Annotated in this window: 11 protein-coding genes; 9 read left to right on the top strand and 2 right to left on the bottom strand. The window is 33.6% G+C overall.

What is annotated here, in order from left to right:
* Positions 1–30 precede the first annotated feature (30 nt).
* Positions 31–669 (top strand): sugar-binding protein, encoded by a 639-nt coding sequence (locus tag ACWA1B_RS08435; RefSeq protein WP_456905879.1) that lies wholly within the window; start codon positions 31–33, stop codon positions 667–669.
* Between the two features lie 116 nt (positions 670–785).
* Here ACWA1B_RS08435 and ACWA1B_RS08430 read toward each other — a convergent pair whose 3' ends face one another.
* The gene (locus ACWA1B_RS08430; RefSeq protein WP_035648871.1) at positions 786–1,823 is read right to left on the bottom strand and encodes a LacI family DNA-binding transcriptional regulator; all 1,038 of its coding nucleotides are present in this window, start codon (positions 1,821–1,823) and stop codon (positions 786–788) included.
* Positions 1,824–2,055: 232 nt separating this feature from the next.
* Here ACWA1B_RS08430 and ACWA1B_RS08425 point away from each other — a divergent pair, with 232 nt between their 5' ends.
* The 7 genes from ACWA1B_RS08425 (at position 2,056) to yidC (ending at position 12,037) form a co-directional block, all read left to right on the top strand.
* Positions 2,056–3,147, top strand: a complete 1,092-nt coding sequence (locus tag ACWA1B_RS08425; RefSeq protein WP_456905877.1) for a mevalonate kinase family protein — start codon at positions 2,056–2,058, stop codon at positions 3,145–3,147.
* A 10-nt stretch (positions 3,148–3,157) separates the two neighbouring features.
* Positions 3,158–4,033 carry a sugar phosphate nucleotidyltransferase gene (locus tag ACWA1B_RS08420; RefSeq protein ID WP_456905875.1) on the top strand — a complete coding sequence of 292 codons (876 nt, stop codon included), beginning with the start codon at positions 3,158–3,160 and terminating at the stop codon, positions 4,031–4,033.
* A gap of 176 nt (positions 4,034–4,209) precedes the next feature.
* Entirely contained in the window at positions 4,210–5,583 is a 1,374-nt protein-coding gene (locus ACWA1B_RS08415; protein WP_456905873.1) for a sugar MFS transporter, read from the top strand.
* A 33-nt stretch (positions 5,584–5,616) separates the two neighbouring features.
* Positions 5,617–7,545 (top strand): glucosamine-6-phosphate deaminase, encoded by a 1,929-nt coding sequence (gene nagB, locus ACWA1B_RS08410; protein WP_456905871.1) that lies wholly within the window; start codon positions 5,617–5,619, stop codon positions 7,543–7,545.
* 238 nt (positions 7,546–7,783) lie between these two features.
* Positions 7,784–8,020, top strand: a complete 237-nt coding sequence (locus ACWA1B_RS08405) for a DUF3820 family protein (protein WP_456905869.1) — start codon at positions 7,784–7,786, stop codon at positions 8,018–8,020.
* 413 nt (positions 8,021–8,433) lie between these two features.
* Complete coding sequence (locus ACWA1B_RS08400) at positions 8,434–10,047, top strand: CTP synthase (RefSeq protein WP_035648853.1); 1,614 nt, start codon at positions 8,434–8,436, stop codon at positions 10,045–10,047.
* Positions 10,048–10,126: 79 nt separating this feature from the next.
* On the top strand, positions 10,127–12,037 hold the full coding sequence (gene yidC, locus ACWA1B_RS08395) for a membrane protein insertase YidC (protein WP_456905866.1): 1,911 nt from the start codon (positions 10,127–10,129) through the stop codon (positions 12,035–12,037).
* 55 nt (positions 12,038–12,092) lie between these two features.
* Here yidC and ACWA1B_RS08390 read toward each other — a convergent pair whose 3' ends face one another.
* On the bottom strand, positions 12,093–13,067 hold the full coding sequence (locus ACWA1B_RS08390) for a fasciclin domain-containing protein (RefSeq protein ID WP_456905864.1): 975 nt from the start codon (positions 13,065–13,067) through the stop codon (positions 12,093–12,095).
* A gap of 308 nt (positions 13,068–13,375) precedes the next feature.
* On the opposite strand from ACWA1B_RS08390, the gene ACWA1B_RS08385 reads away from it, so the two are divergent.
* Entirely contained in the window at positions 13,376–14,080 is a 705-nt protein-coding gene (locus tag ACWA1B_RS08385) for a toxin-antitoxin system YwqK family antitoxin (RefSeq protein ID WP_456905862.1), read from the top strand.
* The last annotated feature ends 31 nt before the right edge of the window (positions 14,081–14,111 follow it).

Raw genomic sequence — 14,111 nt, 5'->3', positions numbered from 1 at the left:
GAAAATCAACAGAAATTTTAAATCAAAATCATGAAAGAATATCAAGTAGTTTTAATCACAGAAAATGTGAAAAATGAAATGGAAATTTTGGATCAGTCAATTTGGAAAAAGGCAAATTGTCTGACAGATTTTTCATCGCCGTGGAATAATGGTTTGGTTTCAAAAATTGAGTTTCGTGCGCTTTGGAATCCTGAAAACCTTTATTTTAATTTTAGGGTTTTTGATACTGATATTTACATTGATAAAAAAGACAATAGTATTGACAGTATTGGAAATTCAGATCGTGTTGAGCTTTTTTTTAGAGCAAATGATTCTCTGAATCCTTATTATTGTCTTGAAATAGATACTTCGGCAAGATTAATGGATTTTGAAGCAAAGCCGAACAAAGATTTTGATTTCAGCTGGAAATGGCCAAAAGAAGATTTAAGCATAATAGCTTCAAAAGATGAAGTTTCTTTTGCTGTTGAAGGAAGAATTAGCATTGAATCATTAAATAGATTGAATTTGATTCAAAACAATATAATTGAAGCGGGTATTTTTAGGGCAAAATTTTCTAAAGATGAAAATCAAAACTACGAACCAACATGGATTTCATGGGTAAATCCGAATACGGAAACACCAAATTTTCATATTGCTTCATCTTTTGGCAAGTTAATTTTGATGAAATAGTTTAGATAAAGTGATAAAGAAACAAAGGGACAAAGAAGAAAGGTTCAGGGGATTTTCCATAAGTAAAAACCTTAGGAGCTTAGTATCTTAGTCCCGATAACTATCGGGATAGCATCTTAAAAATAGAAAGATGCATTTTCAGAATTGATAATATCAATTGGAAGCAAAATAGTATCCGGAAACTCTTTTCGGAATAAAAAATGTTCCACCAAAGTGCTCACTCCCAAATAAGCTTGTCTTTTTTGATTTTGATGAATTAAAAAATGAACTTTGCCCTGATTTAAGAAATTCACATTCTTTTCGATTAAATCGTAACCAATAAGTGCAATTTTTTTGGTTGTTGCCAATGATAAAACAGAGGCAATTTGATATGCTTTTGAAGTGGTAATAAAAATCCCGCTTAAATCTGGGTTTTCTTCCAGAAATGCAGTAAACTTGGTTTCAATATTGGAATATTTGAGTTTCAGGGTGGTTAAAGAAAAGTCCGAAAGTTCTTTTTCGTCAAAATAATTTCTGAATCCTTTTTCCTTTTCCTGCATATGAACTGCGTTTTTAAGACTTTCGTCAATGTGGATAATCGCAATTTGGCCTTGGCTTAAAATTAAATTCATTAAACTCGCCGCAACGCGTCCGCTTTTGTGCAAATCCTGTCCAACAAAACTTTTAACAGATGAAGATTCAACCTGGTTGTTAAAAGTATTTACCATGATTCCCAATTCATCGTACTGTTTGATAATTTCGACGGTTTCTTTGTGAAATAGGGGAGTTAGTAAAACAGCATCGGGAGATTGCGAAATAATGGTTTCGTTAACCTTTAAAAATGATTTAGTACTTTCTGGATTGAAATAATGCGTTTCAATAATAACGCTGTATGCTTTAAATTCTGTAATGGCATCCTGAATTCCGTTAACACAAGGAAGCCAATAAGGGTCAAATGCCGGATCAGGAAGTAAAACACAAACGCGATAAATTTTTGTGCTCTTTAGATTGCGTGCAATTAAGTTTGGTTCGTAGTCAATAACATTCAAAACTTCATTGATTTTCTCAAGCGCAGCAGGAGAAACTTTTCCTCTATTATGCAAAACGCGATCTACAGTTCCTTTAGAAACTCCAGCCATTTGTGCAATATCCTTAATTGTGTACTTTTTATCCATATAAGCAAATATAAAAACTTTGATTTAATTATTGGAAAAAAAATTGATTGATTTAAATTATGTGCTCGAGAACATAAATTTTGTGTGTTCGAGCACATTTTTTGTTTTTTTCTTGTTTTATCAAAATTTAATATATAGTTTCGTAGAATCAAAACCGGAAATATCAAATAAATTTATAACCAATAAATATTGTAAATTACTGATTTATAATATTCTAATGTAAGTTGTTTACATGAAAAAAATTACTTCACTCGCCCCGGGCCGTACTTGTCTCTTTGGAGATCATCAGGACTATTTAGGATTGCCTGTTATAGCTTGCGCGATAGATCGAAATATAAAGCTGACCGCAGAGCAAAATAGCACAAATACATTTATTATTAATATGATTGATATAAATGAAATTAGAGTCATTGATATTAATGCTTCGTTTGAAAAACTGGAGCCACGAGATTATTTCGCTTCATCATTGCGTGTTTTGCGAAGGCATGGCTGTATTCCTACAAGTGGCTATACCATTACAATTACGGGAGATATTCCAATAAATTCTGGTACATCAAGTTCATCGGCTTTATTAATGGCATGGATTCGGTTTTTAATCGAAGCCTTCGGAGTTGATGAAGAAGTCACTCCGGAATTTATTGCCAAAATAGGATATGCTTCTGAAGTTTTAGAGCATGGAGAACCGGGCGGAATGATGGACCATTTTAGTATTGGAGTAGGGAATATTGTTTTTATTAATACAAAAGATCCTTTTTCTTACCGTTCTATTGGTACAGAATTAAAAGGCTTAATTACAGGAGTTTCGGGAGTTCCAAAAGAGACTATCGGATTAATTGGAGAGTTAAAAGGAAATGCTTTAATGGCTATTGATCTCGTAAAACAAAATTACCCTGATTTTGATTTGAATGCTTCTGAAATTGAAGATATTGGCCGTTATAAAAATTGCCTTCCAGATCGTTTGATTCCGTTTTTTGAAGCGGCATTGAAAAATTACCATTACACTAAAGAAGCATTAAAAGAATTTGAAAAGCCCGTTTTAGATCTTAAAAAAATTGGTTTTTGGATGAATCAGCATCATGAAGTTTTGCGCGATTTATTGAAAATTACCGTGCCACGAATTGATGCTATGATAAATGCTGCTCTTCGTGCGGGTGCATTCGGAGCAAAAATTGTAGGTTCTGGGGGCGGAGGAAGCATTGTTGTAATTGCTGATCCTAAAAATGAAGCTTCAGTTATTGAGGCAATTTTGAATGCTGGCGCACAAGAAGCATATAGCGTAACCGTTGATCCAGGCGTAAGAATTATTGAAAATATTGAAATTTAGAGAAAGAAATATGCACAACAATTTAGTTATCCTTGCGGGCGGAGCATCGTCACGTATGAAAAAAGAAGCCGTTACAGATAATTTATCTGCAGAAGAAATCGCTCAAGCAAATGAAAGAAGTAAAGGTTTGATTGGCGTTGGGTCGAGCGGAAGGCCTTTGCTGGATTATCTTTTATTGAACGCTAAAAAAGCAGGTTATCAAAATATTTACATCATTATAGGAGAACAGGGCGAATTGTTTAAAGAATTTTATGGAAGTCATGATACTGATAATGATTTTCATGGACTAAATATTTCATTTGCGGTTCAATATATTCCAGAAGGAAGAATTAAGCCTTTTGGTACTGCCGATGCACTTTTTCAGGCTGTTGAGCAATTTCCGGAGCTGAACGAATTGGAATATTCTGTTTGTAATAGCGATAATTTGTATTCTGCCGAAGCTTTGTTGGCTCTAAGAAAAACAGAAAGTCCAAATGCTTTTATCAGTTATGATCGTGATGCTTTAGAATTTCCTTTGGAAAGAATTTCACGTTTCGCCATTGCAAAATTGGATGAAAATAATCAGTTATTGGATATTTTAGAAAAACCAGAAGCTTCAGATTTGGAACATTATAAAGATGTAGAAAGAAAAATAAGAGTAAGTATGAATGCTTTTAAATTTACTGGAAAGACATTATATACACATCTTAAAAATTGTCCTGTAAATCCTGAAAGAGATGAAAAAGAATTACCTACAGTTCTTTTGAATACTGTAAAAGCAAATCCGAACACCACAATCGGAATTCCATTTTCTGAGCATGTTCCTGATTTAACCGCAAAAGAAGACATTGCCGACGTCAAAGAATATCTTAAAAAACATTACCCAGTTCTTGACTGGGAATCTTAAAAATATTAACAAAAATTTCATATCTATTTTAGGGATTAGTACAACTTATTACATTACTTTTGTATTGCAAAAAAAACGCAATTTTCTGCGTAAAAAACGCAAAATAGTTTAGAAGTGTTGATTCTACTGTAGATTGAAAGCAAAAAAAATCTATTAACAATCAACCCAAAAGTATTATGTCGAACATTGAAAATGTTATCCAGGTAAAAAAAAGGAATTCAATAATTCCTATGGTTATTTTGACTGCATTATTTTTTATTCTCGGATTTGTAACCTGGCTAAACGGACCATTAATTCCATTCTTTGAACTAGCATGTGAGTTATCTCCATCTCAGGCTTACTTTGTAACTTTTGCTTTTTATATAGCATATTTTGTTATGGCAGTGCCATCATCGTGGGTTATTGAAAAAGTAGGCTACAAAAATGGCATTTCGCTCGGATTATTGATTATTGCTTTAGGAGCATTTTTGTTTTATCCAGCAGCCGAAAGCCGTACTTTTTTACTGTTTTTAATAGCGCTTTTTGTTATGGGAACTGGTTTAGCAATTTTACAAACGGCTTCAAATCCTTATGTTGTTGTAATTGGTCCAAGGGAAAGTGCAGCGGCAAGAATAAGCGTTTTAGGAATTGCTAATAAATTAGCCGGATTTGTGGCGCCCATTATATTGACAGCTTTGGTTTTGTCTAATATGAAAGAGTTTACAGCAGATAAAATCGAAATGCTGGATGCGGTTTCAAAATCAGATGCTTTAAATTCGCTTGCATTACAATTACAAAGGCCTTATCTTTATATGGGATTGATTATTATGGTGTTAGCCTTGTTTGTGAAGCTGTCACCGCTTCCGGAAATTGATTTAGATGAAGAGGGAAATATTTCAAATCTGAGCATTTTCAAACAAATTAAAAATGCGTTTAGACGTCCGCAATTGGTTTTAGGAGTTATCACTTTAATGCTGTATTTGGCAGCCGAAGTTTTGGCTGGTGATTCAATTGGAGGTTTTGGAAAACAATTAGGCGTTTATGGAGACGAAGGGAATTTTTACTTAAAACTAACTTCTTTCACAATGTCGGCAATGGTTCTGGGTTATATTTTAGGGATAACATTGATTCCCAAATACCTTTCGCAAGTAACAGCTTTAAAGGGTTCTGGAGTTTTAGGAATCATTTTGGTTGTGGCAATTGTTGTGATTTCGCCTAAATTAATGATCCAGTTGCCTGGAATTCCAAATTTGCCAATTGTAATTTTGTTGGTAGCTTTATTAGGTTTGGCAAATGCACTTTGTTGGCCGGCTATTTGGCCAATGGCGTTAGAAGACTTAGGTGGATACACTAAAATAGGAAGTGCCATTTTAATTATGGGAATTATTGGCGGTGCAATCTTCCCTTTGTTTTATGGTTTGATTACCGAAACTATAAATGCATCAAATATTGCAGCCGGGACAGAAGCGACTTCAAGAAGCGGCAATCAGCTTGCGTATTTAATGCTTTTACCATCTTATGTAATGATTCTTTTTTATGCTTTACAAGGACATAAATACCGAAAATGGTAAAATAAATTAGAGAAATTAAAAAAAAACTATATCATGTTAAAAAGTAAAATCGACAAGGCAACGGGATTCGAAAAACGATTCGAAAACATCAACACGGTTGTTTTTGAAAATTCTTCAGAAGCTTCAAAAGCAGTTGCTCAGGAAATTGCAGCTTTAATTCAGTCAAAACAAAAAGAAAATCAACCTTGTATTTTAGGTTTGGCAACCGGTTCTTCTCCAAAAGGACTTTATGCTGAATTAGTTCGCTTGCATAAAGAAGAAGGTTTGAGTTTTAAAAACGTAATCAGTTTTAATTTGGATGAATATTATCCGATGGAACCAAACTCTATCAACAGTTATGTTCGTTTTATGAAAGAATTGCTGTTTGATCATGTCGATATTTTACCTGAAAACGCTCATGTTCCAGATGGACTTTTAACAAAAGAACAAATCGCAGATTATTGTCATGAGTATGAAGCTAAAATTGAAGCTTTAGGCGGAATAGATTTGCAGATTCTTGGAATTGGAGGAAACGGACATATTGGTTTTAACGAATCTGGTTCGCTTCAAAACTCTAAAACTCGTTTGGTGGCTTTAGATCATATTACAAGAGTTGCCGCAAGCAAAGATTTCTTCGGATTAAATAATACGCCAAGAACAGCAATCACACTTGGAGTTAAAAAAATCATGGAAGCCAAAAGAGTAATTTTACTAGCTTGGGGTGAAGGAAAAGCGAACATTGTAAAAAGATCTGTTGAAGATGAAGTTACAAACCGAGTTCCAGCTTCGTTTTTGCAGGAACATGATAATGCTGTTTTTATTTTAGATAAAGAAGCTTCTTCAAAACTAACAAGAATTAATAAGCCTTGGTTGGTTGAAAAAATTGAATGGACTGATAAATTAACGCGTAAAGCAGTTTTAGGTCTAGCTTTAGATCTTAAAAAACCAATTTTAAAGCTTACCGACGCTGATTATATCGAAAACGGAATGAGCGATTTATTAGCAGATTCTGGTCCGGCATACGACACTAATATTAAAATTTTCAACAAACTTCAAAATACAATTACGGGCTGGCCAGGCGGAAAACCAAATGCAGACGATACAAATCGTCCTGAAAGAGCTGAACCGGCTAAAAAACGTGTATTGATTTTCAGTCCGCATCCGGATGATGATATTATCAGTATGGGTGGAACTTTCATGCGTTTGCAGGAACAAGGACATGAAGTGCATGTGGCGTACCAAACTTCAGGAAATATCGCTGTCGCGGATGATGAAGCGTTACGTTTTGCAAGATTCGTAATTGATTACAACGAGAAATTCGGAATCAAAAGCGCAGAGGCTGACAACATTTACCAAAAAGCACACACCTTTCTAGAAAATAAAAAGAACAGCGAAATTGATATTCCAGAAGTCCGTTACATCAAAGGATTGATCAGAAAAGGAGAGGCCAGAGCAACCAGTCATTTTGTTGGTTTGCCAGATGACCAGATTCATTTTATGGAATTGCCTTTCTATGAAACGGGAACAATTGAGAAAAAACCAATCGGGCCAGAAGATATTCAGTTAACGGTAGATTTAATTGAAAAAATCAAACCGCATCAAATTTATGCGGCTGGAGATTTAGCAGATCCGCACGGAACGCATAAAGTTTGTTTGGACGCTATTTTTGAAGCTGTAAAAGTTCTAAAACCTAAATCATTTATGGACGATTGCTGGTTATGGTTGTACCGAGGAGCTTGGCAGGAATGGGGAATCGACGAAGTCGAAATGGCGGTTCCAATGAGCCCGGATCAGGTTTTAGCAAAACGTCACGGAATTTTCAAACACCAATCTCAAAAAGACGGAGTTGTTTTTCAAGGAACTGATGCCAGAGAATTTTGGCAAAGAGCCGAAGACAGAAACAGCGAAACAGCAGCTTTATATCAGCAATTAGGTTTAGCGACTTATGCCGCGATGGAAGCTTTTGTGAGATGGCATTATTAAGATGCTAAGGTTCTGAGATTAAGATTCTAAGGTTTTAGTATTCAGTCACAGTATTCAGTCACAGTATTCAGTCATAGTATTCAGTCACAGCTTCAAACTGTAAACTGGGACTGAGACTGAAAACTATTTTTTAATCTGTGGCAAAAGAATAAAAAATATAATAGTTTTGTATTCAATAGAAGCAAGAGGAGAGAATGAGTCTATATTCTTTCTTCTTGCTTCTTTTTTCTTTAAAAAAATGGAACAAGACAAAAAACTTCTCATAAAACTAGCTCATACCAAAATGCCTTTCGGGAAATACGAAGGCCGTTTTTTAATTGATTTACCCGAATATTATGTGGTTTGGTATCATAATAAAGGTTTTCCAAATGGAGAATTGGGGCAGCAATTGCAACTTATTTATGAATTAAAACTAAACGGATTAGAAGAATTAATACGAAATATTAAGAAGCAATATCCCAAACCGATGAAATAGTAGGAAAAATCTTTGGCGGTTTTAATTTTTTTTTATAAGTTTGAAATACAAAAATATTATAATTTCCAAAAACAAAGTGATACCACAGAATTCAAGCCTGAATTCATAAATGTGTACAAGTCAGTGTTTTTTAAATTATAATATTTTTTTTTGCTTTAAAAAAAACTACCTCATAGTAAAAATTCATCAATATACTTCTTTATTTTAAAGCCCTTTCTAAATATTTTAATCCAGAAATAAGGACATTCTTTAAAAATATTCCCAATTAAAACTTAAAATTATCGATTACAGAAACAACTAATCGATTTGTTTAAAAATTTACAAAATTATCTCATTCTCTATTTGATAAATTGTCTAATTAAATTTGTACTTTTGCCAAGTTTTTTACACAACTACTTACAAACAACAACAGAATGAATCAAACAAAATATATTTTTGTTACAGGAGGTGTGACCTCTTCATTAGGAAAAGGTATTATTGCGGCATCTTTGGCAAAATTGTTACAAGGAAGAGGATACCGTACAACTATTCAGAAATTTGATCCTTACATTAACGTTGACCCGGGGACACTAAACCCATATGAACACGGAGAATGTTATGTAACAGATGATGGAGCTGAAACAGACTTAGATTTAGGTCACTACGAGCGTTTCTTGAATGTTCCTACTTCTCAGGCAAATAACGTTACTACAGGAAGAGTTTATCTTTCGGTTATTGAGAAGGAAAGAAGAGGAGAATTTTTAGGAAAAACAGTTCAGGTTGTTCCTCACATTACTAACGAAATCAAAGACAGAATGCAATTGCTAGGTAAATCTGGCGACTATGATATTGTAATTACTGAAATCGGTGGTACTGTTGGGGATATTGAATCATTACCTTATATTGAATCTGTTCGTCAGTTAGTTTGGGAATTAGGTGAAAATAACGGAATTGTTATTCATTTAACATTAGTTCCTTATTTGGCCGCTGCTGGTGAGTTGAAAACAAAACCAACACAGCACTCTGTTAAAACGTTAATGGAAAGTGGAATCAAAGCTGATATTTTGGTTTGTAGAACTGAGCATGAATTATCTCAGGAATTACGTCAAAAACTAGCTTTATTTTGTAATGTTAAAAAGGAAGCGGTTATTCAGTCAATTGATGCTTCAACAATATATGAAGTTCCAAATTTAATGCTTGAAGAGGGATTAGATGTTGTAGCTTTAAAGAAATTAGATTTGCCTAAAAAAGCATCTCCGGATCTTAAAAACTGGAATACTTTCTTACGTAGATTAAAAAGTCCAAAACATACCGTTAACATTGGTTTAGTTGGAAAATACGTAGAAATGCAGGATTGTTACAAATCTATTTTAGAAGCGTTCATTCATGCGGGTGCTGCAAATGAAACTAAAGTAAATGTAATTTCTATCCATTCAGAGCATATAAATGCGGATAATGTTGAAGAAAAATTAGGAACTCTTGACGGAGTTTTAGTTGCTCCAGGTTTTGGAGAAAGAGGTATTGAAGGAAAAATCGAAGCAGTTCGTTATGTTCGTGAAAACAATATTCCTTTCTTCGGAATTTGTTTAGGAATGCAGATGTCTGTTATTGAATATTCCAGAAATATTTTAGGTTACGCAGAAGCGAATTCTACTGAGATGAACGATAAAACGCCTCATCCGGTTGTGAATTTAATGGAAGAACAAAAAACAATTACTGATAAAGGAGGAACAATGCGTCTTGGTGCTTGGAAATGTGATATTAAACCAAACACTTTGGCACATAAAATTTACGGACAGAAAACAATTTCTGAGCGTCATCGCCATCGTTATGAGTATAACAATAAATATGCTGATGAATTACAAAAGGCTGGTTTAAAAGCTTCTGGAGTTAATCCTGATACAGGTTTAGTAGAAATTGTAGAGCTTGAAAATCACCCGTTCTTCATTGGTGTACAATACCATCCGGAATATAAAAGTACAGTTGCAAATCCGCACCCTATTTTTGTAAACTTTGTGGCAGCTGCTGTAAATGCGCATAAAAAATAATAATTATATTCTAAGGGACTGTAACTTTTAAATTAAACGAATACTAATAGCCTCAAACGAATAACTTTTTTAATTAATAATGGAAGAAAAAAAATTAGACCTTAATTCAATCATTGGTTTTGTATTGATATTTGGAATTTTGATTTGGATTATGTACCAAAATCAACCTTCTGAGAAGGAAATTGCTGCTGAAAAAGCCAAGAAAGAATTAGTTGCTAAACAGGAAGCTCAGGCAAAAGCTGATAAAGCTAAAACTGTTGTTGCACCAGTAACGGCTGCGACACCTGGTGATACCGTTCAATTAGCGCAATTGCAAAAAACTTTAGGTGGTTTTGCTTATTCTGCAACGCTTCCTTCTGCTAAAGAATCTTTTACAACTATCGAAAACGAAAAGATTAAACTTAAAATTGCTAATAAAGGTGGTTACATTGTTGAAGCAACTTTAAAAGAATTCGAAAAATTTAAAAAAGGTTCCAAACAGTTAGTTGAGCTAATTAAAGATAATAATTCAAACTTAAATATTCAGTTACAGACTGCTGACAACAGAACTTTGAATTCTAAAGATTTGTATTTTGAACCAACATTAGAAAAAATTGGTGCAGACCAAGTTTTGACTATGCGTTTGAAAGCAGGGGCTAATGAATTTTTAGAGTACAAATATGTTTTAAAACCAAATGATTATTTAGTTGGTTTTGACGTTCGTTCTCAAGGATTGAATAAAGTTTTAAATTCTTCTAAACCATTGGATTTACAATGGGATTTAAAAACATACAGAAACGAGAAAAGTATTTCATATGAAGGACGTTTCTCTCAGATTGATTACAAATACGAGGAATCAAAATACAGTAATGTAAATGGTAATGGGGAAGGAAAAGAGGAAACTCCTGAAAAAGTAAGTTTTGTTGCTTTTAAACAGCATTTCTTCACGACAATTTTAGCAACTGAAAAGCCTTTTGAAACTTCAAAATTGCAATCAGATAACTTAGTTAAAGACGAAAAAATTGATACTGTTTTTACAAAACAATTCAGAGCTAATTTGCCTTTAGCATTCTCAAATGGAGAAGTTGACTATAAAATGAGTTTGTATTTTGGTCCGGCAGATTATAAAACTTTAAAAGCTTACGACAAAAATTTCGAAAAAATTATTCCATTGGGATGGGGAATTTTTGGATGGATCAACAAATGGATTTTTATTCCATTATTCGGATTCTTAAGTTCAACAATCGGGTTGTCATTAGGTATTGCGATTATCATCTTTACCATTATTATTAAATTGGCTATGTCGCCAATTACCTATAAATCATTCTTGTCTCAGGCTAAAATGAAAGTTTTAAGACCTGATATTACAGAGTTGGGAGAAAAATACAAAAAAGACCCAATGAAAAAACAGCAGGAAACAATGAAACTGTACAACAAAGCAGGAGTAAACCCAATGGCAGGATGTATTCCGGCATTGATTCAGCTTCCTTTTATGTATGCATCGTTCCAGTTTTTCCCAGCTGCTTTTGAGTTAAGACAAAAAGGTTTCCTTTGGGCAGACGATTTATCATCATTTGATGCGGTTGTAAAATTACCATTTACAATACCAGTTTATGGAGATCATATTAGTTTATTCCCAATCTTGGCAGCGGTTGCAATTTTCTTCTATATGAAAATGACTTCTGGAGATCAGCAAATGGCTGCGCCTCAGCAAGAAGGAATGCCGGATATGGCTAAGATGATGAAAATCATGATTTATGTTTCGCCATTAATGATGTTGCTTTTCTTCAATAATTACGGTGCAGGTTTAAGTTTGTATAACTTTATTTCAAACTTAATTACAATTGGGATTATGTTTGTAATCAAGAATTATATTGTGGATAGTGATAAAATTCACGCTCAGATTCAGGAAAACAAACAAAAAGAACCTAAAAAGCCTAGCAAATTTCAACAACGTCTTCAGGAAGTTATGGAACAGCAGGAAGCAGCAAAAGCGAATAAAAAGAAATAATATTTAAAATTGAAAAAAAACCGTCTCGTTTTTTAATGAGACGGTTTTTTTATGTTTAAAATTTAGGTAATAAAACCTTGTCAATGACATGAATAACGCCATTTGAACATTGTACATCTGTTGCGGTAATAGTGCTTACCCTTCCATTTGCATCTGTAATTTTTGCTCCGCCAGTCAAACCAATTGTAAAATTTTGTCCTGCAAAAGTATTTACTACCTGTCCGTTTGTTAACGCAGTAGAAAGCACATTTGCACCGGTAACCACATGATATTTTAAAGTTGTTTCTAAGACGTTAGCTGGAATGGCAGCAAGCCCAGAATATCCGGTTTCAGTCAAAAAGCTTGAAAAAGCAGTATTTGTTGGAGCAAAAACGGTAAATGGCGAACTAGCTGTGCCAGATAAAACTCCTGCAAACCCAGATGATGGATTGTAGGTTAAGGCAGCAACAAGTGTAGTAAAATTTTTATTTGCTATTGCATGATTTACAATAGTTGGCAGGCCTATTACGCCATCTACAACATGAATAATACCATTAGAAGCAGGGATATCAGCAATTGTCACCGTTGCTCCACCATTTGTTTTTCCTCCGTTAATATCAACGCCAGAATTTTTTTCAAGATACATACTTATAGTGTTTGTAGTTGATGCAGTTCCTTTAGCTAATGTTTTGACATAACCTGTTGTGATTTCGCTTGATTTTACCTTGGTATTTAAAACATGATTTAATAATAATTCTTTAAGTACGGGTACTGGCACGGCATTCAGATCAGCATAACCATTTGCAGTTAGAAAAGCACTAAAAGCGGCATTTGTGGGAGCAAATACTGTAAACGTGCCTGAAGATTTCAAGGTTGTGGCTAAGTCTGCTTTTCGTAAAGCAGTTACCAGAGAACTTAAATTTGGATTTGCTTGCGCAATTGATACAATTGTTTGGGGATTTTGACTTGAATCGTCATCATTGTTGCAGGAAACAGTGACGAAAGTAATTAACGCTATAAGAGCAATTAATTTAAATTTAATTGTTTTCATAATATTGTTTTTTTCGTTTGTACTGCTAAGTTAAATATTTTTGTTTAGCTTTTTTTAGTAAAAATTAAACAATTATTAAAATTAATATATATTTAATCTTTTTGTTTAATGGGGTAATGTGTTGTATGTTAGTTTGTTGTATTTGTTTTGTTGCTTTTTTAACGTTTGTTGGTTTTTATTTTGTTTTAGAAAAATTAAACAAAAATTAAAGCAATATTTAAGACTTTAAAAATCAGGATAAAAGTAAAATTGGTCATACTTTTGCGATACTAAAACTGAATTTTTGTTGTTATAAAGAAAAACGAATTATGAAAAAATTTTGGATTTTATTTTTAATAAGTACTGCAGCTTTTGCACAGGACGTTAATAAAGTCGATTCTGATGGTAAAAAAGACGGAGTTTGGAAAGGAACTTATGAACTTTCGAAACGTCCTCGTTACGAGGGAACTTTCAATCACGGAAAAGAAACAGGGATTTTTAAGTTTTTTGATGATACAAAAAAAGGGGACGTAATTGCAACGCGCGATTTTACAGCAAATGACGGTAGTTCTTACACGATTTTTTACGATCAGAATAAAAATAAAGTGAGTGAAGGAAAAGAGATAGGAAAAGCCAGAGAAGGAGAATGGAAATATTATCATAAGGCTTCAAAAGTGGTTATGACACTTGAAAATTACAAAAACGGAAAGCTTGAAGGAACGCGTTCTGTATATTATCCTGACGGTAAAATCGCCGAAGAAATGATTTATAAAAATGGTTCAAAAGAAGGAATTTATAAAAAGTATGGACAAAATGCAATTTTGTTAGAGCAGTCGACTTACAAAAATAATGTTTATAATGGTGAGGCGATTTTTTATGATTCAGATGGTGTAATGGCTTCTAAAGGAAAATTTCTGAATGGAAAAAAAGTCGGGAGATGGCAGTTTTACTTAAAAGGAAAATTAACGAAAGAAGTAAATATGAGCGACCCAAAAAGCAATTATCAAGCTGACTCTAAGCCTAAAATGGAATAATATATCTACTTTATAAAAGATTTTTTTTGCC

The sequence above is a fragment of the Flavobacterium xizangense genome, from assembly GCF_054075145.1.
Note: the sequence above shows the minus strand (reverse complement) of the source record. Positions and strands in the feature narration are given on the sequence as shown.

Coding starts and splice junctions, on each gene's coding strand:
- ACWA1B_RS08425 (WP_456905877.1), top strand. CDS start 2,056: ATGAAAAAAATTACTTCACTCGCCCCGGGCCGTACTTGTCTCTTTGGA.
- ACWA1B_RS08435 (WP_456905879.1), top strand. CDS start 31: ATGAAAGAATATCAAGTAGTTTTAATCACAGAAAATGTGAAAAATGAA.
- ACWA1B_RS08400 (WP_035648853.1), top strand. CDS start 8,434: ATGAATCAAACAAAATATATTTTTGTTACAGGAGGTGTGACCTCTTCA.
- ACWA1B_RS08430 (WP_035648871.1), bottom strand. CDS start 1,823: ATGGATAAAAAGTACACAATTAAGGATATTGCACAAATGGCTGGAGTT.
- ACWA1B_RS08390 (WP_456905864.1), bottom strand. CDS start 13,067: ATGAAAACAATTAAATTTAAATTAATTGCTCTTATAGCGTTAATTACT.
- yidC (WP_456905866.1), top strand. CDS start 10,127: ATGGAAGAAAAAAAATTAGACCTTAATTCAATCATTGGTTTTGTATTG.
- ACWA1B_RS08420 (WP_456905875.1), top strand. CDS start 3,158: ATGCACAACAATTTAGTTATCCTTGCGGGCGGAGCATCGTCACGTATG.
- nagB (WP_456905871.1), top strand. CDS start 5,617: ATGTTAAAAAGTAAAATCGACAAGGCAACGGGATTCGAAAAACGATTC.
- ACWA1B_RS08385 (WP_456905862.1), top strand. CDS start 13,376: ATGAAAAAATTTTGGATTTTATTTTTAATAAGTACTGCAGCTTTTGCA.
- ACWA1B_RS08405 (WP_456905869.1), top strand. CDS start 7,784: ATGGAACAAGACAAAAAACTTCTCATAAAACTAGCTCATACCAAAATG.
- ACWA1B_RS08415 (WP_456905873.1), top strand. CDS start 4,210: ATGTCGAACATTGAAAATGTTATCCAGGTAAAAAAAAGGAATTCAATA.